The following is a 21,996-nucleotide window of genomic DNA, read 5'->3' as shown; positions in this document are numbered from 1 at the left end:
AGGACTAATGGAGAAATTACAGACTATATTGCTCAAATAAGGAGGACTATAAATTATTCGATGGTAATTTCATGAAAAAAGGAGATTGTGTATGAAATCATTTCGCAAGTTGTTACAGTATTTAAAACCATACATGTTCTTCGCTATTATTGGACCGCTATTTATGGTACTTGAGGTTGCGATGGACTTAATTCAACCGACAATAATGCAACATATTATTGATGTTGGAATTGCAAACCGGGATTTGAATTATGTAATAAAAATGGGGCTTCTTATGATAGGAGCAGCAGCAATCGGTTTAATTGGAGGACTTGGTTGTATGATGTATTCTACAAAAGCTGCTGTTAATTTCGCTACAGACATACGAAAAGATGTGTTTGCGAAAATAGAAACATTTTCTAGCAAAAATCGTGATTCATTTGGAACAGGTAAATTATTAACAATCGTGACAAATGATATTACATCTATTCAATCGGCAATGACGATGACGTTACGTGTACTTGTCCGTGGACCGTTATTATTTATTGGAAGTATCATTATAGTCTTTGTAACAGCGAGAGACCTATTTCCAATTTTACTTGTTGTGGTACCCGTATTATTAGTTGCAATTGTATTGATTGCAGGTCAATCGAGCGGTTCATTTAAGCGAGTACAAGAAGCATTAGATAAAGTAAACACAAAGCTACAAGAAAATTTATCCGGTGTACGTGTTATAAAAGCATATGTAAGACAAAAATATGAAATCGCACAGTTTGAGAAAGTTAATACAAGTTTAACCGAAATAAATATTCGTGCAATACAAATTATTTCATTGATGATGCCAATTATTATGCTAGTTGTAAATAGCGGAATTGTAGCAACTTTATGGATTGGTGGCGAGAAAGTTTTTAACGGTACACTCCAAGTAGGGGCCATTTTAGCTTTTATTAACTATTTAAATATCATTTTAATGTCACTTATGTCTATTAGTATGGTATTTATTCAAATTGCCCGTGCTTTTCCATCAGCTGATCGTGTACAACAAGTCTTACATACTGAAGTTGATATTACAACTGAAGGCGACGTATATGAACCAAAGCAAGTGGGTGGTAATGTAGAGTTTAAAAATGTTAGCTATAGTTATACGAAAAATAATGAATATGTTTTAAAAGATATTTCCTTTACTGTACGTAAAGGTGAAAAAATAGGGATTATTGGATCGACCGGAAGTGGTAAATCTACATTGGCGAAACTATTGCCACGACTTTACGATGTTGATCAAGGTGAAATATGTATAGATGATGTTAATGTGAAAGCATACGATTTGCAAAAACTTCGTGCTTCCATTGGCTTCGTTCCACAAAAGGCACTTCTTTTTTCAGGCAGTATAGAAGAGAATTTACGTTATGGCAAAGAAGATGCAACTTATGATGAATTGGAATTAGCATCTTCATCTGCTTGTGCGACTGAGTTTATCAATAAGCTGGAAGACTCTTATGAATATAACTTAACACAAGGTGCAACCAATCTATCTGGTGGTCAAAAACAACGTATATCTATTGCAAGAGCCCTAGTGAGAAAGCCATCTATTCTTGTATTAGACGATTCTACATCGGCAGTTGATGCGAAGTCAGAAGCTGTAATACAGGAAGCATTAAGGACAAGATATAGTGGCACAACGACATTTTTAATTGCATCAAAAATATCTTCTATTATAGATGCTGATAAAATCCTCGTTTTGAATAACGGTGAATTAGTTGGAAATGGTACGCATGAGGATTTATTGGCAACTTGTGAAGTGTATCAGGAAATTTATCTTTCCCAAGGTGGTAGCCTGCAGCAAGAAGGAGGGGAAGAGCGTGCGTAATTTTCAAGGACAATTTGGAAATAAAGGTGGACGTAACAATCCGAAAACGGGGAAAACTAAGAATACTAAAGGAACTATAATGCGAGTATGGAACTATATGGGGTATCAAAAAGCATCTCTTATGTTCGTTATTATTCTTGTATTTATCACGACATTACTAGGTTTACTTGGGCCATATTATATGGGGGTCATCATTGATGAATACATTGTACCGAAGGATTTAAGCGGGACAGCCAGAATGTGCATGCTACTCATTGCAATATATGGGATAACCGTATTATTAACATGGTTACAAACATTTGTAATGATTAATGTTGCATTAAAGACTATACAAAAAATACGACAAGATATTTTTGAAAAAATCCAAACACTTTCTCTACGATTCTTTGATGTACGTTCTCAAGGTGATTTAATGAGCCGTGTGACAAATGATATTGATAACTTAAATCAAGCTTTGACACAAAGTGTTGTGCAAATCATTTCATCAGCGTTAACGTTTATAGGTGTAACAATTGCGATGTTTTCATTAGATTGGATTTTAGCGATTGTAACTTTAATTACAGTACCTATTATGTTTTTCGTTACGAAAAAACTAGTTGCTTATAGTGGGAAAAACTTTGCGAAGCGTCAAAAGGATTTAGGAGAATTAAATGGATTTATTGAGGAAGCTATTACAGGCGCAGACGTAACTACGTTATACGGAAAAGAAAAAGAAACCGTACATAACTTTAATGAAATTAACGAACAGCTAAGAATTTCAGCAACGAAGGCTGAAACGTTTTCAGCATTTATTTTTCCAAGTATGAACTTTATTAATAACTTAGGAATGGGGCTTGTAATTGGAACTGGATCGGTAATGGTATTAAACGGAATGACAACAGTAGGTGTCATTGCAGCTTTTATTAATTATTCTCGACAATTTTCAAGACCACTTAGTCAATTTGCAACTTTAATGAATACGATTCAAGCGGCAGTTGCTGGAGGAGAACGTGTCTTTGAAATTATGGATGAAGTACCAGAAATTCAAAATAAAAAAGATGCAGTACTTGTACAAAATTTACAAGGACATGTTAGGCTTGAGAAAGTTTCATTTGGATACGCACAGGACAACATGATTTTAAAAGATGTGAGTCTCGAGGCGAATCCTGGGGAGACAATCGCTTTAGTCGGTCCAACTGGATCAGGAAAAACAACAATTATTAATTTGTTAACTCGCTTTTATGACATTCAAAAAGGGCAAATTAGCATTGATGAAAAAGATATAAAGGATTATGATATTAATTCTTTGCGGAGTAAAATAGGGGTTGTTTTACAGGATACGTATTTATTTGCAGGAACGATTATGGAAAATATTCGATATGGACGTTTAGATGCAAGTGATGAAGAAGTAGTTGCAGCAGCAAAAGCAGCATCAGCACATTCTTTTATAAAACATCTACCGAATCAATATGAAACGGAAATTGCTTCAGAAGGTTCGAATTTAAGTCAAGGACAAAAACAACTCCTTGCGATTGCACGAGCGATTTTAGCAGATGCAGATATATTAATTCTCGACGAAGCAACATCTAATATTGATACGAGAACAGAATTACAAATTCAATCTGGATTAAATAATTTAATGAGAGGGCGAACAAGTTTTGTAATCGCTCATCGGCTGAAAACGATTGAAAAAGCAGATCAAATACTTGTAATTAAAGATGGTAGTATTTTTGAAAGAGGAAATCACGAATCTCTTATGGAAGAGAAAGGATTCTACTTTGATTTGTATACGAGTCAGTTTAAAATTTAATAAAAATATTGATGTAATGCGGTTTCTCGTGATAAGAGAAACCGCATTTTTTGTATTTGCAAACATTGCCATCCGAATAGTCTTTCACTGAATGTTTTAACAGCGTACTTTTGCAGACTAGGTGAAAAGAGGTAGGCTTGATCATAAAGGCTGGTGGTATGAAGTTGAGTAAATTTGAAGTAAGATTGATTCGGTGTTTGTTGCTTTGTTATGTTGGGGGGCAAGTCAGTTTGGTTTCAGCTTATATTTAGTGGGAAATGAACAAAAATCCGCTTCGATTAAAGCTATACGTTATTATTTTTTTGCAGAAAACTCCCGCCTTAAGGAGTGAATAGAGCAGAGTCCAATAAATAGGTGGGAGATTTGAGCTGACTAGGTAAAAACTTTAAGCATTTGTGACATATCGGAATTAGTTCGTTTCGATATGTCACAAATGGTATATAGAGTATCACCTCAACCCATGAATGAATTAGAACTATGAAATAGATTACTATTAAAAACAATCTAAGTTTTAAAAATATATAGAAAGGTAGTTTATAAGTAACCGGAATGAGTATAGAGCTAGTTTATAACGATTGATATAGCGCTGAAAACCAATAAAACAGCCATAATGATGTTAAATAATTGAGTATGTTGTAATAAAAGTTTTTGGAATATTGAACCAAACAGGCTCCAACTAAATGTACTCATTAAACCGACTACACCTAGAAATAATGAAAAAAGTAGAAAACTGGAATATGAATTGTAGTAAGGGAGAATAAAAGTAGAAACTACAGTCAGTCCGAATAATATCCCTTTAGGGTTAACAAACTGAAGAAAAATCCCCACTGTAAATAAGTTTTTATTATCTTTTTCATCGGGATCTGTACTGCCTTTACTAGTGAGTATTTTAATAGCTAGATATAGCATGTATGCTACTCCTAAAATTTTTAAAGGTAATTCGATTTTGGGTAAAATATTAATTAGTACGATATTAAAGAAACTACATAAAGAAGTGAGGAGGAAAAAACCGAAAGCTACTCCAAAGCAAAATTGCATGCTCCTTTTCAAACCAAGTTGATTTGCGTATGTCATAGCTAAAAAATTGTTAGGACCGGGTGTGAAGCTACTAATAAAAACAAATAATAAAAAAGAAAATAAAGGCATTTCAAAACCCCCTAAGTATTTTTCGTGTGTTATAATGACCGAAAAGAACAATATAACGTGTGCTTTTTATTATAAATAACGGTCGTTATGTTGTATATAGTATAGGAGTGTTTTTTATGGAAGAAATTCAACTTATTTTGGCGAAAAATATAAAGGCAATACGTGAGAAAGAAAAATTAAGTTTAGAAAAGGTTTCCCAATTAACGGGTGTGAGTAAAACGATGATTGGACAAATTGAAAGAGGAGATTCAAGCCCGACACTAACAACGATATGGAAAATTGCGAATGGTTTAAAAGTGTCTTTTACGTCTTTAATTAATAATCCACAGCCTGATACGAAAGTGGTTTTACGAAACGATGTTCAAGTATTATCAGAAGACAATGGGAGATATAAAGTGTATCCTTCTTTTCCTTTTCAAGATGATAGGAACTTTGAAATCTATACGGTTGAAATTGAAAAGGAAGGAAAATTAAGTTCGGAAGGCCATAAAGAAGGGACCGAAGAATTTATAACGGTATTTGAGGGAGAATTGACAATTGAAATAAATGATTGTCAATATACATTAAATAGCGGAGATTCAATTCGCTTTAAGGCGGATAGACCGCACTCTTATCATAATTCCGGACGAACGCTAACTCGGTTAAGTATGACCATTTATTATCCAGCTTCATAAACTTGCTATTTTATTTAAAATATAAAGAGATATGTTTTGATAAAACCATCTATAAGAGATGGTTTTATTTATTACAATTTACAAAAAAAGACACTCATTTGAGTGTCAACACAGTATTGCTCTCGCGTATAGGATTGGAGAATATTTCTCAAATACGTATTGAGATGGTTCGTAAAGGAGAAACTGTCTTCTTATTTAATGTAACATCAGCATGGGCGCAGTGTAAATTGATAATATATATACGGAAAATTTAGTAAAGATAGTTACTACTATGAATATAGTGAAATGTGTTTTTGTTGCTTAATCACTGTCGTGATAGTTACTAGTTTAGTATCTAAAAATGTTTATTAAAAAAAGAATGAATCATTTTTTAATCGATTCGTATAATTGTTAGAAAGGTACCTGTTGAACCACCTTCAACTAAATTAAAGATGGATAATATGCCGAATAATTGAAGTGAAATTGTATTACAAGCAAATAAATTGGTAATTAAATTATTATTATTATAATTTGAAGTTGATATTGCGGGAGTAAAAATAGATCTAGGAAGTGGAATGGAAGAGTTCAATAGTAGTTATAGCAAAGGTAAATGTTTAATATATGTAAAAATCATTTGAGAATGAAAAAAAGATTAGTTATGGAATTTTTCTGAAATGATAGAGTTATTATTATATAAATTAGTAGACAAAAATGTGGAATGAGGTATTAAATTGAAGCGAGATGATAAATTATCAATAAATAAAGCTATGATAGAACCTGGAAATATTGGACCTACATTTCCAGTTCTTCCCCCAATTTATATTCCAACGGGACCAACAGGTACAACGGGACCAACAGGTGTAACAGGCCCGACTGGCACAACGGGATCCACAGGTGTAACGGGCCCGACTGGCACAACGGGATCCACAGGTGTAACGGGCCCGACCGGCACAACGGGATTCACAGGTGTAACAGGCCCGACCGGTACAACGGGACCAACAGGCCCGACTGGTACAACGGGATCCACAGGTGTAACAGGCCCGACCGGCACAACGGGATCCACAGGTGTAACAGGCCCGACCGGTACAACGGGACCAACAGGAGAACCTGGGGTTATTGGTCCCATAACAACAACCAATTTATTATATTATACTTTTTCAGATGGAGAGAAACTTATATATACAGATGCAGATGGGATAGCTCAATATGGGACAACGAATATATTATCACCTAGTGAGGTTTCATATATAAATTTGTTTATTAATGGAATTTTGCAACCACAACCATTTTATGAAGTTAGTACTGGTAAACTAACTTTATTGGATAATCAACCACCTTCGCAAGGGTCATCAATTATATTACAATTTATTATTATTAATTAAAAAAGACAGATTCTTAATGGAAAAAGAAATCTGTCTTTTTTTGTTCTAAATTACATTAGTTAAAATTAAGTGACGATAAATTCAATTGTTATTGGGATTCCACCGTCTAATGCATCTCCGCCAGGAATTGTAATAGCACCAGTAGGACCTGTGGTGACACTGGAGTTCACGCTAGGTTGAATTATGCCGTTTACATAGAGGTTGTAATACGTAAAAGTCGGAAAGGCAGTTGCAGTAGTACCGGCATCGTTTAAACAAGCTGTTGCAGCAATTGCAAAAGCAGCACCTGTTCCTGTTCCAGCTCCTAGTGTAGATGTAAATCTCCTAGAAGCGATAAATGGTTGAATGATTGGCAATTAAATTTCACTCCTTTAATTATTTTTTTGAACGAAGTATAGAATAACTTGTCCACTATATTGTATGAAAGTTTTTTATAATAGAAACGGCTGTATTCTTATAGAAGGAACACAATATTAGTAAAGGTATCATTGTTAATTATTTGAAAGAATGATGTTGTTATTTGTGGAATATATGCTAATGATTTATTTATGTTTTAATTTTTAAATGAAAATGTGCTTTTGGACCTAATAGATAAACGTGGAAAAATAAAATAAACTCTTAAGTTTAGGTGTTTAATCTAAGCAGTCAATTATTAAAAACATATAATTAATATGTGAGTCATGAACATAATTAAATTACGTTTTCAAGTTTGATTATAATTCATGTTTCCTATTTTAAGAGAAACATATAACTCAACTACTTTTTACAATCGCATCTTTTATAGTTCTTAGAATAGGAAAACACTCAACTATAAGAAAAGTAAGGAGGAAATAAATGTCAAATAATAATTGTTTTGGTCATAATAACTGCAATCCAATTGTTTTTTCAGCAGATTGTTGTAAAAATCCACAGTCAGTTCCTATTACTAGGGAACAATTAAGTCAATTAATTACTTTACTAAACTCATTAGTATCAGCTATTTCAGCATTTTTTGCAAATCCAAGTAATGCAAACAGATTAGCGTTACTCGATTTATTTAATCAATTTTTAATTTTCTTAAATTCCTTATTACCTTCTCCAGAAGTTAATTTTTTGAAACAATTAACTCAAAGTATTATAGTTTTATTACAATCTCCAGCACCTAATTTAGGACAATTGTCAACATTATTGCAACAATTTTATAGCGCCCTTGCACAATTCTTCTTCGCTTTAGATCTTATCCCTATATCCTGCAACTCAAATGTTGATTCTGCAACTTTACAACTTCTTTTTAATTTGTTAATTCAATTAATCAATGCTACTCCAGGGGCGACAGGTCCAACAGGTCCAACAGGTCCAACAGGAGGCGGAGCGACAGGAGCAACAGGAGCGACAGGAGCAACAGGAGCGACAGGAGCAACAGGAGCGACAGGAGCGACAGGAGCAACAGGAGCAACAGGAGGCGGAGCAACAGGAGCAACAGGAGCAACAGGAGCAACAGGAGCAACAGGAGCAACAGGAGCAACAGGAGCAACAGGAGCAACAGGAGCAACAGGAGCAACAGGAGCAACAGGAGCAACAGGAGCGACAGGAGCAACAGGAGCAACAGGAGCAACAGGAGCGACAGGAGCAACAGGAGCAACTGGTGGCGGAGCTATTATTCCGTTTGCTTCAGGTACAACACCATCTGCGTTAGTGAACGCATTAGTAGCTAATACAGGAACTCTTCTTGGATTTGGATTTAGTCAGCCTGGAGTTGCTTTAACTGGTGGAACAAGTATCACATTAGCGTTAGGGATAGGTGATTATGCATTTGTAGCACCACGCGCAGGGACTATTACGTCATTGGCTGGCTTCTTTAGTGCAACAGCTGCATTAGCTCCATTATCACCTGTTCAAGTGCAGATACAAATATTAACTGCACCAGCAGCAAGTAATACGTTTACAGTACAAGGAGCACCTTTATTATTAACACCAGCATTTGCTATAATAGCTATTTTGGACACAGCATCAGGTATCATACCTGAAGCAATTCCGGTAGCCGCTGGGGATAAAGTATTATTATATGTTTCATTAACAGCTGCTAGTCCAATAGCTGCAGTTGCTGGATTTGTAAGTGCAGGTATTAATATCGTCTAACTTGTTACAATGTTTGTTTGAAATTTAAACAGGCATTTGTATATAGCCCTTCCTAATTTTATTAGGAGGGGCTATCTTTTATGGGAAGATAGGTGATGAATCAATTGAGAAATTACTATTTGATAAGTTGGTATATAAGAAAAATCAAAATTTATGATTTACACTTTATTGTTTATGGAATAAGTTATATGGTTTGAAAAATTACATAGAAACAAAAAAGATGAATTCTATTAAAAATAGAATTCGATAGTATCAAAAGCCCTTATTATATCAGTATTTGTAGCATGTTTATTATTAACTAGCCCCAAAATTAGCCCCATTTTTTGTTAAACTCTGACTAAATAACTCTACTGACACGGATTCTATTTCCTTTAATACATGACCATAAATTTCATAAATCATTTGTGGAGAATTCCCTAAACGTTCGGCAATCACTTTTACATTTAAACCTTGATTTAATAATATAGTGCAATGTGTATGACGTAAGCCATGTATTGTTATAGGAGGAAGCTTTGTTTTATTTAATACTCTTCTAAATGCATAAAAAACACAGCCATCTGTTATAGGTTTTCCAGTTTGGTATGATGTAAATATAAAAGAATCATCTTTTAGCTTGTATCTAAAAGACAACATTACCTTCATACACCATTTTCGGTATATCTTTAATTGATTTACTAATACATCATCTATTAAAATTGTTCTATAGCTATTTTTCGTTTTGGGTGATCGTATACCTTTATTATCCCTAGTGCGTTCAATAGTTAATGTTTTATTATCAAAATCAATGTTTTTCCACTCTAAACCACAGGCTTCACCTCTACGAATCCCTGTGTATGCAACGGTTAATAAAAATGTATAGTTCGTGGAATTTTCTTCGCGTTTAGCTATTGTTAAAAATTCAACTAATTGCTCAGGTGTGAAATAATTATTGTTTTCTTCTTTAATAGTTTCGCGATTTGAAAGTTTGATTTTTGTGAAGCGATTGCGAGACAATATTTCATCTTCTACAGCTGCATTAATAGCAATCTTAAATAGGGTGTGGAATAAATGAACTGTACTTGGTTTATACTTCTTTTCAAGTACATTTAAAAATTCTCTCTTATATGTTGTTCTATCCAAAGTTTGTAACTTGAAATGGCCAAGCAATGGTTTCATTTGTAAGCGGATGGCTATTTCACGTTGTGCCCTAGATGCTGGTTTCCAACTATTTTTATAGGTGGTATACCAAATATCCAACCACTCTCCAATGGTTAGTTGATCATATTCAACTTGTTTAGATTCACCACGTAGTGTTGTAACTTTCACATCTAAAAGAGATTTGATGGCTTCTTTTTTTGATTTAAATCCACTTTTTTTCTTCTCTTTTCTTTTTCCTGTGTTGTCATAATACTTGTGACGATACATCCACAGTTTTTCATTCTTTGTATTGAAATAATAGTATATTTCGGGTTCTTTTGCTGACTTGTGTAACTTCACCATTACCATTCCTTTCATTGCTTTGGCTGGCGTATGCATAGGAATGGATAGGTATTGGATTTATTCAAAAACATGTGTAAATTTAGTTTTGTGCTTTAAGCATGATATTTGCCATTTCATTTAGGAGGTGTAGATTGGAGTCGTTCAATTTATTTAATGTATCTACCATTTGTTTTTCAAACTTCATTTTTTTTTCTAACTCTTCCCAGTGTTGTTCCCATTTTCGTTGAGTTTCTTCCTCTATTTCTTTATATTCCTCTGTTTTCTTCCATTCTTCCTCTGCTTTTTCCCATTCCTCTGCACTCATTGCATTATTTTCATCGAAAATAAAAAAGTATCCAGCCTTCTTTATTAGTGTTTCGTAATCATAGTTGTAAGCTTTGGCTAGCTTTTTTATTGTTTCAAGGGATGGGCGATTGATTTTCCCCGTCCGAGGATCAACACCCTTTTCTAGATTGCTTAATTGTACATGACTAATTCCTATCAAATTTGCCATTTCCCTTAAAGAATGATTACCCCTAAGTTCTCTTAAAAGTTGTCCGAAATCATCCATTAGATTACCTCCTTATTTTTTTGTTAATCGTGCTTTACATAAGTTTAACACCATGATATATTATTAGCAAGAGGTGTTAAACGTGATTAACAAACTTAGAGAAGTTAGAGAAAAAAAGAAAATATCGCAGATTGAATTGGCGAAACGCTCTGGTGTGAGCAGAACTACTCTTTATAATATTGAAAAGGGTGGTGATACACGTGTTTCCATTGCACTCTCAATAGCCCGTTCACTTGAAGAGGATGTGGAAAAAATTTTTTATAATTCTTGTTAAACTTGTTTAACGATTTACAGAAAGGTAAATAAGAATTGTTTATATAAAGAAATTATTGAGATGAGGTAATTATATGATTCCTGCAAATGTGCAAGTAAATATTGATGAAAAAGCCATTAAGGAATACATACTGCAGCAAATAGATCAACAACTTCACGAAACCTTATTGATGGTTGATCTTGAAAAATTAGCAGTAATTACATCAATGAGTAAGAGATTCCTAGAAGATGAGATTTTATCTGATCCACGTATGAGATTAATAGAGCGACGTCGCAACAGAAAACGTTGGTGGTTCTATAAGCAAGCTCTGGAAGTAATAACGGAAATTGTAGATGAATGGTAAGCAACAACGCTTTGGCTGGCGTGTGCATAGGAAACAAAGTCCATAAAAGATTAGGTGGATAATACTTATTAATTCAAATTGCTTGATATTTTATAGCAACGTCGATTTGGAAACAATTGAGGTGAATAGGTTAATGACAACTGCTGAAATACGTGAAGACAAGTTACATATGATTTTAGAAAAAGCGGAGAACGGTGATCCACAAGCAATCAAAGTTTTAGAAGAAATTAACCGAATGTTAAAGCAAGTATGATAGTCCCTTTTAAAAACATTATTAAGAGAAAAGGAGGTGCTCATTTTTGAAAGTTACCATGCCGCACTATATAACAAGAATTGATGAAATGTTACCTGGAGCAAAAATTATCAAGCTTACTGGATATGCAAATGGAAATCAAAGGTATCAAAAAGCGAAAACGCCAGTATGTAAGTGGAAAGATAGCCAGGGATTAGATAATTTAGAAATAAATAAATGGATAAACCAAGGCGGATGGATTGGAGCAGTTATTCCCCAGGAGCGGATTATCATAGATGTGGATGACCAGGTTCAAGGAGAGCTTGTGAAAGATTTGCTTGAAGGAGAGAACAGGCATCACCATTCGATAAAAACACCAAACGGATGGCAATTTGTTTTTGCAGCTAAAGAGAAAAGGACACAAGACATTAAACAGATTACGAAATTTTTCTCTCAAATAGGTGTGGTTATTGATACCCGTACAGCTGGAGAAGGATATATTGTTTTTCCTACAAACAACACAGAAGGACGCTACATAGCAACTAATAGCATAGATCAGCTGGACGAATTACCACACTATTTAATACCTGTTAGAAATACAGATAAATCTAAAGATTACATGTTTCCAGTACCTATAGAAAACTCAGGGAGCAGAAATGACACACTGTATAAGTTTGCTACACATTTAAAAGCGTGGAATGTTCCTAACGAGGAAATAATGCAGGCAATGGAGCTTATATATGAGTATTTTCTTTTAGATAAAACTGATTTTCCTTATAACGAATTAAAGACCCTTACGCAGTCAGCTATTCAATGGAAACCAGACCTGTCAAAAAGACAGCATATATCTGACAGTAATTTTGAAACGCATGCCGAAGGTAAAGACGAAAAAAAAATCATTCCTAAGCCTTTTAAAGTAGGAAATAAAGGTACACTTTTTGAGACAAGAGAGGATAAGGATGGAAATGAGATAACAAAACTCGTATCTCGCAAAACACCATATATTACAAAGGAATTCCATAACATAGAGCGTCCACAAGTACTCTATGAAATTGAGTGGAAGGAAAACAATAGAACGATAAGAGAAGTTGTACCAGCTTCTACTATTGCTATTAGAAAAGAATTATTAGAACTAAGTGATAAAGGTTTTTCTGTTAATGATAATAACGTTAAAAAAATCATTACTTATTTTGACCAATATCTATTGATTAATAATATAGAACAAAATTATGCGGTAGAACGTTTAGGGCATATAAAGGATACTTTTATCCATCCTTTAGTTACTAAAGATGTTGAGATTATGGCGATAGATCATGGTGAGAAACAACTCCTTGAAGCCTTTGAAGTAAAAGGAACAGGTGATACTTGGAAAAAAGAAGTGTTTGAACGAATTAAGCAGCAACCTAAGGCAGTATTTTTTGTACTTTCTAGTTTTGCGAGTGTCATTATTAAAGATTTACGCTTGCAACCTTTCATTGTTGATTTAAGCGGAACGACCTCGCAAGGGAAGACTACTACATTAAAAGTAGCTGCAAGTGTTTGGGGCAATGAGAGCTTAATGAGTGAATGGAATGCCACAAAAGTATCTATCGAGAGAAAATCAGCATATTTAAACAGTTTTCCTTTATTACTGGATGATACACGAAAAGCCGATGAACGTATTTTAAAAGATGTTATTTATTCTTTCAGTGGAGGACGTTCAAAAGGAAGGGGAAGTTTAAAAGGTAGTCAGCGGGAGTTTACTTGGCACAATATTTTATTAAGTACAGGTGAAGTATCTCTCAACGAATATGCAAAAAATCAAGGTGGAGCGGCTGCAAGGATTATTCCATTAATTGACCAGCCGTTAAAGAAAGATCATAGCAATATCATGGAACTTCATGAAGCAATGGAAAGCAACTACGGAGCGATAGGAATAGAGTTCTTAAAAGTTTGGTTGAAACATAAGAAGGAGCTTACTCCAGAGTATCACAAGTTTAGAAAACACTATGTAGATAAAGCCAAAGGTAATGAAGTATTAAGCCGATTAGCTGGATATTATGCTGCAGTCCATTTTACAGGAAGTATATTAAAGAGCAAATTGGAATTTGATATTGATCTGAAATCTATATCGTCATTATTTGACGATATAGCAGAAGAAAATAAGGCAATAGACAAGCCTATGCAGTTCTTAGAAGAGATACTTACGGATTTGGATAGTAGTAGACAGGGAATATTTTATGATTATATGCCGAAAATTATTAAAGCGATTTATAAGGATAAACAAAAACAGTTGTTTTTGACACCAGCTTATACTACTGATTTCTTAGGTGTTGAAGAAAAGCAAGTAAGACGTGAATGGTTAAAAAGGGGAATGACAATTCCATTTGAAAAAGGAAGTAAAATAGTTGATTACAAACTTGTTAGTCATAAAGGTAAGAAGTTTAATAGTATTCCATTAAATATGGAACTTGTAGAAGAATTAGGGTTTGACTTTCATGAAACTAATAGAGATTTTTCGGATTAGTGGTAATAAGAGTAATAGGGAATTACTAGATTTTAAATTTCTTATTACTGTCCAATACCCTTATAAATCAAGGGGAAATCAATAAAAGTAATAAGAGTAATAAAAGTAATAAGAATTTTGATATACACATGTATTTCAGCAATAAAAAAAACTCAGTTTTATATATGTAAGTATTTTGATTTTAAAAATGTATTACTTTTATTACTGATAAGTCAAATCCCTTGTGGGAGTAAGGGTAAATAAGGTAATACGTCTAAAAATTTATTATTACTCTTACTACTGAGTTTTTTATAGAAAAGGTAATAAAGCTTAGAGCCGTAAGCATTTCAAGGTTTTAACAAAGAGTAATAAGCACGTATTACCAAAAAAAATGGAGGTAAGTCAATGGCAACTAAAAAAGCTCCAATCGTATTAGCAATTGAACGTGATGAAAAAGGAAATCTTAGTACATGGTGTCAGTACTGTAGAAAGTTTCATCATCACGGAACAGGTGAAGGACACAGGGATGCACATTGTTTTGAGGAGGATAGTCCTTATATTCGTACAGGCTATGTCCTTAAGAAGATGAAGCTATCGGGTAAAGAGGTTGTTACAAAGAGTGAGCCTAAGTAGGTGATACGTAATTGGTTTGCCTTAAAGAATATCAAATGTTAGAAGAAGAAATCACTTATTTGGAATACAAGTTAAATAGAATACATGCTGAATTAAAACGTCAGAGCAATTGGGGTAAAGATATATTATCAATTGATACAGGCAATGAAGAAACAGAAAAGATACTGGATCAACTTAAGAAGAAGCTCACATTTAAGAAAGAACAATTGCAACAGCTCGTTGACATAGTGAGTAATTTCAAAAACTTAGAACAACAGATACTTAAGCTGAAATATATTGATGGAATGACATTAGAAGGCATAGGAACCAAATTAAATTACAGTACGCATTATATTAAAGTGAAACATGCTGAGATTATGAGAAGAATCAAGTTTGCTGAGAGATTAAAGGTAAGAGGAAAGAGAACTGTGGAAGGAAAATAAAATATTTTAAAAGCTATTTAATTAATTAAACAAGAATTGAATTGTTCATTTGTAAACAAAAATTAAAAATAAATTTTTATATAATACCCCCCGGTAACTTTTCTAGAAACAATTTGATGGGGGACCAGGCAACGCGGGGGGGAGATTTGTCTTTTTATTTTTTGCTTTCCGCGCGTGGAAAATAGAAAAAAAGGCCAAAAAAAGATGCTTTCCTATTTTTTCAGGAAAACATTCGTGTTTTTGATTGGTAAATTAAATTGTTAATTATGAACCTATAAACCGCATGAAATCAATGTTTGTTTCGTTAAATTTAGATTATCACAACTCGAATATATACGTCAAATAGTAATTTTCATTTTGAAAAAACAATAAAACAAGTGATGAAAGGGTGATGAAAGTATGATTTCAAATGAAGACAAAAAACAAACAGCTTATGAAATGTATAAAAGCGGAAAATACTCATTTAAAGAAATCGCAGCAGAATTAGAAGTCAAAGAGAGTACGCTAAACAATTGGCGTTACCGTTACAAGTGGGTAGAACTATCGGCAAATGTAAATCGCCAAAAGCTTTATGATTTACTGATGTCTAAATTGAAAGATAAAGGTCTAGAAAACGAAATGCAATTCGTAGACATGGTGAATACGTACATGAAATTTTTCGATATCAAAAACAAATTGATTGAAGATATTGAAGAGCGCGGCGTATCTGTAAAGGGTGCAACAGGTTCAGCCAAAAAGAATGATTCTATTACGGAATTAATAAAAGTTATTACGTCAATGTCAAAGTTACTGGAGTTTTTAGGTATAGACATTGAAGAGACCGAAGAAGATGAAGAACTTTATATATAAAAAATAATATAACAGGGGGTCATGAAAACATGGCACATTTAGAGAAAAGTTTAAAATTGAAAGAATTATTTTATCAACGAATCAAAACAGAAGAAAGAAGCCTTCCGGTCCTGGAAAAGCTAAAATTAGCGGAAGAGTGTCAAAGAAACGTTACGTCACGTGATGAATATGACCACATTACAAAGATCGTTGAAGAACTAAAAAAAGAGTATGCAGCCGAAAGGAAATTCGGTTACACGCCAACGGTTATTTTTAGCGAAGAAGACAAAGCCCAGGCGGCGAAGGTGATTAAGAAAGATATCAAAGAAATGGACAAACTGTATATCGAGTTACGCAAACGAAAAGATGACTTAGAAACATCTATTGCTGATGAAATTACCGCTATTAATGTAGAACTAAATGAAATGCATGAAGCTCACAGAAAGTTAATGCATTGTAACGAGACTTACGGAGGGTATTACTGTGAACTATATGGAATGGTTACATCTACGAAATCGGAGGTATTACAATAATGATTACAATATATGAAAAAATTCTATCGGCACGAGAAAGAAAACATGCTTATCATACTTATGATATTGAACTAACGCCGCTAACAGATGCAGGGAGAGTATTATTCGGTCGTATGGATTTGTTAAAGGAAGAAAGGGACGAACAACTTAAAAACTGGTTAAAGAATGCTTTATCACGTAACAAAAGCAACTTTAACCCAAATGACAATTATACTTTTTACTATGATGATCTGAACGAATCAGAAGATCAGCGAGTAAATGAAGTATTACAGTATGTACAAAGAAAGATTTATAACAAATGGGAAACAAGTACAAAATGGGGTAATTTAAAATCTCCTATACTTGGAGTCGACTATTCAGTGAAGATTGAAAAGAGAGTTGATGTCCTGGACGCGCCGAAAAAGAGTGGCAAACAAAAAGTGCTTAAAAATCCAGCGATTGAAGTTGAGGGAAAAGAAGTAAACGAAACGTTAGTTATTGAAGGTTAACACATGAACCCTGTTATCCGGGGTTCTTTTCCGTTTAAAGCCAGAAATAACGAAAATATGAAAAACGGCTTTCCAGTTTGTTATATATGCTATTTTACGTAACTGTCTAATGTATTTATACCTAAAAGACGAATAACATGAAATAAATAGAGAGAAGCGCTTTAGGAAGAAAGTTACTAAGGAAGTAATTGCAGCAGAAATAATAAGAGAGGTAACAGAAGATGAAAACTAAATTAATTCTAGATATAAATAAAACCCAACACGCTCAACTCAATTCCATTGTCACTGGAAGGGTTGGCGATAAAGTAAGTAATGTTGTAGATGTTTATGTAATAGACGGTGGAAGTCCATATAATTTAACAGGACTAAAAGTATTTTTTGAATGTGCAAAGCCTGATAATACAGTTGTTCGTGATAATAATGGCGTGAAAATGATTGATGCTACAAAAGGTTACTTTGAATATACATTCAAAGCTGAAACGTTCGGAGCTGTAGGAAAGGCTAAACAAGCGTTTTTCTCAATCGAAAAAGATAAAACAGTACGTGCTACAACGCAAGATTTTGTATTAATAACATTACCAGACGCAACGACAAATCGCATTCCATCAGAATCTTATTTATCTGATTTAGAAAAATTAATCCAAGAATTAAATGAAATGGCATTAGAAGATATTAATAGTCAAGCAGCAGCAGAAGCTGAAGCAGCGAAAGATTTCGCGAATAAAGCTAATGAATTATCTAATAGTATACAAAAGCAATTGAACCAAATTGTGATTGATGGTGATTCATCTGTTGGAGCAGCACAAGCGAGAACAAATGCGAATGGGGTAACAAAAACAACATTAAAGCAACGAGCTGATGATGATTATAAGGAGCTGACTAGTCTTCTGTCTGATATCTCACTTAATATAAAAAGATCAGGTGCTGTCGGTGATAATACTACAGATTGTACACTAATGATACAAAATCTGATAAATAGTCTGGAAGGTAAGGGCGGAGAAATTCTTATTCCTGAAGGTAAATTTATAGTCTCCCAATTAAAAATACCATCATATGTATCTTTGAGAGGGACTGGACGAAAATCTATTCTGAAACAAAAATCAGGAAGCAATATTCCGTTAATTGCTTTGAAAAAAGATACGTCGCAAATGATTGGAATCAAAAATTTAACGATTGACGGAAACAAAGCGAATCAAACGAGTGATTTAGCTGGCGGGATAGAATTAATAAACACGATAGAATCAGCAGCTATGTACAAAGATAGTCTTGTAGGAGAACATGATGCCCGACATTTTATCGAAAATGTGTATATATACGAAACGAAAGGGACTGGATTTAGAATTACAGGACGTGGTGAATCACAGGTTAAGGCAGTTCAAACATTAAGATGTGATAAATATGGCTTTTATTTGGATGCACAAGATAATTGGTATGAATCGCTATCTGCAGGAGAATCCGGTCTACAAGGAATTATTTCTAGTGAGAAAGACTCAAATTCACGTTTTATCAATTGCAAATCGTGGTTTAGTGGGAAGTTAGACCAGCTTCAAGGTGACGGTTTTGATATGCGAGGAGTCCGAACTGGATTGATTGGTTGTGAAGCTCAAGATAATTCAAAACATGGTTTTGTTATAAAAGGTCATGACATTGTAGGGACAGGATTAATTGCAGACACAAATGGATGGCAATATATTAGTGGCAATGTTTATCCGGACGCAACCGGATATGTTCTGTATGGTGCTAAAAATTGCAATATTCAAGGAATAGCCTCTAATCGTTTTGGTGTAAGTGACTCAAGACAAGCATATGCAATTCAATTTCTAAACAATGCAAATGGCAATAATATTACAATCACATCGATGTACATGAAAATATCTGCAATTATTGAAAGCCAATTGAATTTAGGTAACGTCGTCAATATTAGCGATGTAGATTTATCAGGTAAGGTAACAAACAGAATAAAAGCAAACAATATGGCACTTAATATAGAAAACGCAGGAAATGCAACGCCGTTATATGCGCGCGCAACTCAAGAGAGCGGACATACAGTTGGCCCTATACTTCGTTTTGATCACAGTGATGCACAAAGTACGGTTGCTCGATTAGAAAAGTATAGTGGCGATAAGTTAACTAGATCAAGATGGGATTTTAAAATCAATCATGAGAACAGGGAACTACTACTTACTCCTATAGAAATAGGAGGTCCCTTTGCGGTAGATGCCATTTTAAAGACCGCTCAGCACACGTGGAACGGAAAACATTTTCAAATGGGTGATTATCATTTCTGGGTGGATTCGTCTAAAAACTTTCGTATTAGAAAAGGAGCACCTACAAACGAAACAGATGGAACAATCATAGTAAATGTACCTTAAAAGGAGGAAACAACATGTCGCTACAAATACCTAGATACGTTTTAAATAACGGTCTAATCGCAGAAAATGCGTACGCAATTATCACAAATTTAAATGGTAATACAACGATGACAATTGAACTGAAATTCTACATTTCGAGAAGTGCTTTTTTAGAAGAAAAGCCAGCTATCGATGTGAGGCTTTTTGATTTCGAACCGGATATATCTGAGAGATCTTATAACTATCATGTACAAGGATATGACCATTTAAGAACTATTTTTCCTGATGCGATTCATTTGAAATAATGGAACTTTACTGGCAATCAATGTATTCTAGAGTAAGATTATAGAATAACGAGGTTGATATTTTGAAAAAAACAATTACAGGATTACTAGTAATAATAGTAATATTGACTTGTTTTATATTTAAATTAATAAAGCAAGATTCAAATGGACTTCACATAAGTGAAATAGCTAAAAAAATAAGTACAGACACTATAATTAACGTACAAGAACAAGGTGCAGATTCTACTGGTTTTTCTGATAGCACAAAATCTTTCCAGAAAGCGATAGATTCATTAGGGAAATCAGGAGGTGTTATTTTTATACCAAAAGGTACTTTTCTCTTGGATCAAATTCAAATATCTTCTTATGTACAACTAGTCGGAAGTGGGAAAGGGACTATCTTAAAATCGAAGCCAAATAGTGATAAACCGCTCATAGTTTTAAAATCTAAAACGGCTCAAATGGTCTATTTACGTGATTTTACGATAGATGGAAATAGAGAATATCAATCATCATCAAAAGCAAGAGGAATTGAGTTTATTAATACACGTAGTGCCGAGGAAATGAAAAATAAAAGCTTATTGAAAGAACATGATGCTCGACATTACATTGAAAATATTTATATCTCAGAAACAAAAGGTGATGGTCTGTATATCGAGGGACGTGGAGAAAGTCAAATTAAAGGGTTACAGGTATTACGAAGTGATGGAATAGGTATTCATTCAAACGCTCAAGATAATTGGTTTACCGATTGCTCATCTGGTGAAAGTGGGATTTACGGTATATTTGTAGGTGATGCAGCTACAAATAGTAGGTATGTAAATTGTAAAGCATGGTTCTCTGGAAGGGTAAATTCAGACCAAGGTGATGGCTTCCATATTACAGCAAGTCGTGTTGCAGTAACAGGTTCAGAGTCTCAAGATAACAGTAAACATGGATTTGTTTTTGCAGGAAGTGACATCGTTGGGTATGGTTTACTAACGGAAGCGAATGGATGGCAATATGGGACTCGTATTCGAAGAGAGGATGGTACGGGATTTGTTTTTTATGGAGCGACAAATTGTAATTTACAAGGAGTAGCAGCTGATAGGTTTGTAGATTCAAAAGAAAAGAGTCATCAAACATTTGCTATTCAATTATTAAATCATTCTAGAGGGAATCATATCGATGTAACATCTAGAGGTATGAGATTAAATACTATACCATCTGATCAAATTAATGATAATAATAAGATTAATATAACTGAGAATAAAGAGAAAAATTAATCGAAATACTGCATTTATGTCAAAGAGAGACTAACAAATGTCTCTCTTTTCATTTGAGAAAGTAAACTTATTAAGTTCACATCAAATTCATTAAGAATTAACACATCTAATCTATTTTATAAGTAAATGTAACAAAAGAGGTGGAGAGTATGGTCGAAAAAAATAACTTCGGTAAAGGTTTGTTTTATGGTAGTTTAATATCATTTGTTTTTTGGGCTACGTTACTTGATGTGATAAAAAAACTTATTTAGATAACTAAATTTTAATAAAATACGGCTTTGATTCAATTCATCAATCAAGAGGGGCGAATTCGCTTCTCTTTTTATTTTATCTATATGTGTAAAGTAGTATTTGTTGTTGGTGCTCTTTTATTAATAGTTTTAATGGGAATCTACGTTCTGCTTATGATACAATTGTATTGGTTTATAATTCCAATATTAAATGTAGAAAGGTTTGTGGAATGAATGAGTAATTTAGATCAAACTATTAGTAAATTGAAGGCTTATGTTGGAGAAGATAGTGAAGAAAAGGTACTAATGGAGAAATTTAAAGAATTTGATCCTATTTTCGGAAAGATGCGTAAAGAGTTTCCGGAATTTAGCCAAAAGGAGTATGTGGTAATTAACTTAGACGATGATAAATATATAAAGATTGAAGGTACTCAACTTCGACTCTTTATTAATAAACAAAAAAATATAATAGTTGTTGAAAAGCACCATGGTAGTGATATGACTAAATTGGAGGAGATAGTACTTCAAGATAATGAGTTATATTGCACAGGGCGCGGAGCGAAGTTCACAGAGGATATATTAAATGATTTTATTAGTGAAACTTTCATAGAAATCCTAGGTTAATAGATTTAATAGAAGCATTCCTTATGGAGTGCTTTTTATTA

At 33.8% G+C, this 21,996-nt stretch carries 21 protein-coding genes and 1 pseudogene; 17 read left to right on the top strand and 5 right to left on the bottom strand.

All coding sequences use genetic code 11. The annotated features are described in order from the left end of the window. The first annotated feature begins 91 nt into the window (after nt 1–91). Entirely contained in the window at nt 92–1,846 is a 1,755-nt protein-coding gene (locus ABH960_RS03210; protein WP_002168397.1) for an ABC transporter ATP-binding protein, read from the top strand. Continuing rightward, nucleotides 1,839–3,635, top strand: coding sequence for an ABC transporter ATP-binding protein (locus ABH960_RS03205; RefSeq protein WP_002085618.1), 1,797 nt, complete (start codon nt 1,839–1,841; stop codon nt 3,633–3,635). The genes ABH960_RS03210 and ABH960_RS03205 overlap by 8 nt, the downstream gene beginning before the upstream one ends. Before the next feature lie 561 nt (nt 3,636–4,196). Here ABH960_RS03205 and ABH960_RS03200 read toward each other — a convergent pair. Continuing rightward, nucleotides 4,197–4,781, bottom strand: coding sequence for a LysE family translocator (locus ABH960_RS03200; RefSeq protein ID WP_113936520.1), 585 nt, complete (start codon nt 4,779–4,781; stop codon nt 4,197–4,199). Between the two features lie 59 nt (nt 4,782–4,840). Between ABH960_RS03200 and ABH960_RS03195 the strand changes: the two genes are divergently transcribed. Continuing rightward, nucleotides 4,841–5,455 (top strand): helix-turn-helix domain-containing protein, encoded by a 615-nt coding sequence (locus ABH960_RS03195; protein WP_404442714.1) that lies wholly within the window; start codon nt 4,841–4,843, stop codon nt 5,453–5,455. 370 nt (nt 5,456–5,825) lie between these two features. Here the strand turns inward: ABH960_RS03195 and ABH960_RS03190 are convergent. Beyond that, nucleotides 5,826–6,029, bottom strand: a pseudogene (locus ABH960_RS03190) (BclA C-terminal domain-containing protein); the annotation flags it as partial. Nucleotides 6,030–6,165: 136 nt separating this feature from the next. On the opposite strand from ABH960_RS03190, the gene ABH960_RS03185 reads away from it, so the two are divergent. Beyond that, entirely contained in the window at nt 6,166–6,816 is a 651-nt protein-coding gene (locus tag ABH960_RS03185; RefSeq protein WP_404442711.1) for a DUF4183 domain-containing protein, read from the top strand. A gap of 65 nt (nt 6,817–6,881) precedes the next feature. On the opposite strand, the gene ABH960_RS03180 is transcribed toward ABH960_RS03185, so the two are convergent. Further along, nucleotides 6,882–7,172, bottom strand: coding sequence for a DUF4183 domain-containing protein (locus ABH960_RS03180; RefSeq protein ID WP_002136293.1), 291 nt, complete (start codon nt 7,170–7,172; stop codon nt 6,882–6,884). A gap of 478 nt (nt 7,173–7,650) precedes the next feature. On the opposite strand from ABH960_RS03180, the gene ABH960_RS03175 reads away from it, so the two are divergent. Then, nucleotides 7,651–8,934: an exosporium glycoprotein BclB-related protein gene (locus ABH960_RS03175; protein ID WP_404442708.1), complete on the top strand. Its 1,284-nt coding sequence runs from the start codon at nt 7,651–7,653 to the stop codon at nt 8,932–8,934. Between the two features lie 294 nt (nt 8,935–9,228). On the opposite strand, the gene ABH960_RS03170 is transcribed toward ABH960_RS03175, so the two are convergent. Together ABH960_RS03170 and ABH960_RS03165 are read right to left on the bottom strand one after the other, a co-directional pair. Further along, nucleotides 9,229–10,413, bottom strand: a complete 1,185-nt coding sequence (locus ABH960_RS03170) for a tyrosine-type recombinase/integrase (RefSeq protein ID WP_483862322.1) — start codon at nt 10,411–10,413, stop codon at nt 9,229–9,231. Between the two features lie 79 nt (nt 10,414–10,492). Beyond that, complete coding sequence (locus tag ABH960_RS03165) at nt 10,493–10,963, bottom strand: helix-turn-helix domain-containing protein (RefSeq protein ID WP_201038341.1); 471 nt, start codon at nt 10,961–10,963, stop codon at nt 10,493–10,495. 82 nt (nt 10,964–11,045) lie between these two features. Here ABH960_RS03165 and ABH960_RS03160 point away from each other — a divergent pair, with 82 nt between their 5' ends. The 12 genes from ABH960_RS03160 (at nt 11,046) to ABH960_RS03105 (ending at nt 21,955) form a co-directional block, all read left to right on the top strand. Then, complete coding sequence (locus tag ABH960_RS03160) at nt 11,046–11,237, top strand: helix-turn-helix transcriptional regulator (protein ID WP_000608803.1); 192 nt, start codon at nt 11,046–11,048, stop codon at nt 11,235–11,237. A 73-nt stretch (nt 11,238–11,310) separates the two neighbouring features. Next, nucleotides 11,311–11,580, top strand: coding sequence for a hypothetical protein (locus ABH960_RS03155; protein ID WP_070168798.1), 270 nt, complete (start codon nt 11,311–11,313; stop codon nt 11,578–11,580). A 299-nt stretch (nt 11,581–11,879) separates the two neighbouring features. Continuing rightward, complete coding sequence (locus ABH960_RS03150; protein ID WP_404442701.1) at nt 11,880–14,318, top strand: DUF927 domain-containing protein; 2,439 nt, start codon at nt 11,880–11,882, stop codon at nt 14,316–14,318. 384 nt (nt 14,319–14,702) lie between these two features. After that, a complete protein-coding gene (locus ABH960_RS03145; RefSeq protein WP_048375994.1) occupies nt 14,703–14,930 on the top strand; it encodes a hypothetical protein in 228 nt (75 codons plus the stop codon). A gap of 11 nt (nt 14,931–14,941) precedes the next feature. After that, complete coding sequence (locus ABH960_RS03140) at nt 14,942–15,352, top strand: sigma factor-like helix-turn-helix DNA-binding protein (protein ID WP_404442698.1); 411 nt, start codon at nt 14,942–14,944, stop codon at nt 15,350–15,352. A 399-nt stretch (nt 15,353–15,751) separates the two neighbouring features. After that, nucleotides 15,752–16,201, top strand: coding sequence for a terminase gpP N-terminus-related DNA-binding protein (locus ABH960_RS03135; RefSeq protein WP_098291864.1), 450 nt, complete (start codon nt 15,752–15,754; stop codon nt 16,199–16,201). A gap of 29 nt (nt 16,202–16,230) precedes the next feature. Then, complete coding sequence (locus ABH960_RS03130; RefSeq protein WP_404442694.1) at nt 16,231–16,713, top strand: DNA repair protein Rad50; 483 nt, start codon at nt 16,231–16,233, stop codon at nt 16,711–16,713. Continuing rightward, nucleotides 16,713–17,201, top strand: a complete 489-nt coding sequence (locus ABH960_RS03125; protein WP_404442692.1) for a hypothetical protein — start codon at nt 16,713–16,715, stop codon at nt 17,199–17,201. Before ABH960_RS03130 ends, ABH960_RS03125 begins: the two co-directional genes overlap by 1 nt. Nucleotides 17,202–17,422: 221 nt before the next feature. Continuing rightward, nucleotides 17,423–19,573, top strand: a complete 2,151-nt coding sequence (locus tag ABH960_RS03120) for a BppU family phage baseplate upper protein (RefSeq protein ID WP_404442689.1) — start codon at nt 17,423–17,425, stop codon at nt 19,571–19,573. Nucleotides 19,574–19,587: 14 nt separating this feature from the next. After that, nucleotides 19,588–19,857, top strand: coding sequence for a hypothetical protein (locus ABH960_RS03115; protein ID WP_404442686.1), 270 nt, complete (start codon nt 19,588–19,590; stop codon nt 19,855–19,857). A gap of 62 nt (nt 19,858–19,919) precedes the next feature. Next, complete coding sequence (locus tag ABH960_RS03110; protein WP_404442683.1) at nt 19,920–21,101, top strand: right-handed parallel beta-helix repeat-containing protein; 1,182 nt, start codon at nt 19,920–19,922, stop codon at nt 21,099–21,101. A 464-nt stretch (nt 21,102–21,565) separates the two neighbouring features. Further along, a complete protein-coding gene (locus tag ABH960_RS03105) occupies nt 21,566–21,955 on the top strand; it encodes a DUF3942 family protein (RefSeq protein WP_404442680.1) in 390 nt (129 codons plus the stop codon). The last annotated feature ends 41 nt before the right edge of the window (nt 21,956–21,996 follow it).

Source organism: Bacillus sp. RC252 (assembly GCF_044909215.1).
GTDB classification, from domain to species: Bacteria; Bacillota; Bacilli; order Bacillales; family Bacillaceae_G; genus Bacillus_A; species Bacillus_A mycoides.
Note: the sequence above shows the minus strand (reverse complement) of the source record. Positions and strands in the feature narration are given on the sequence as shown.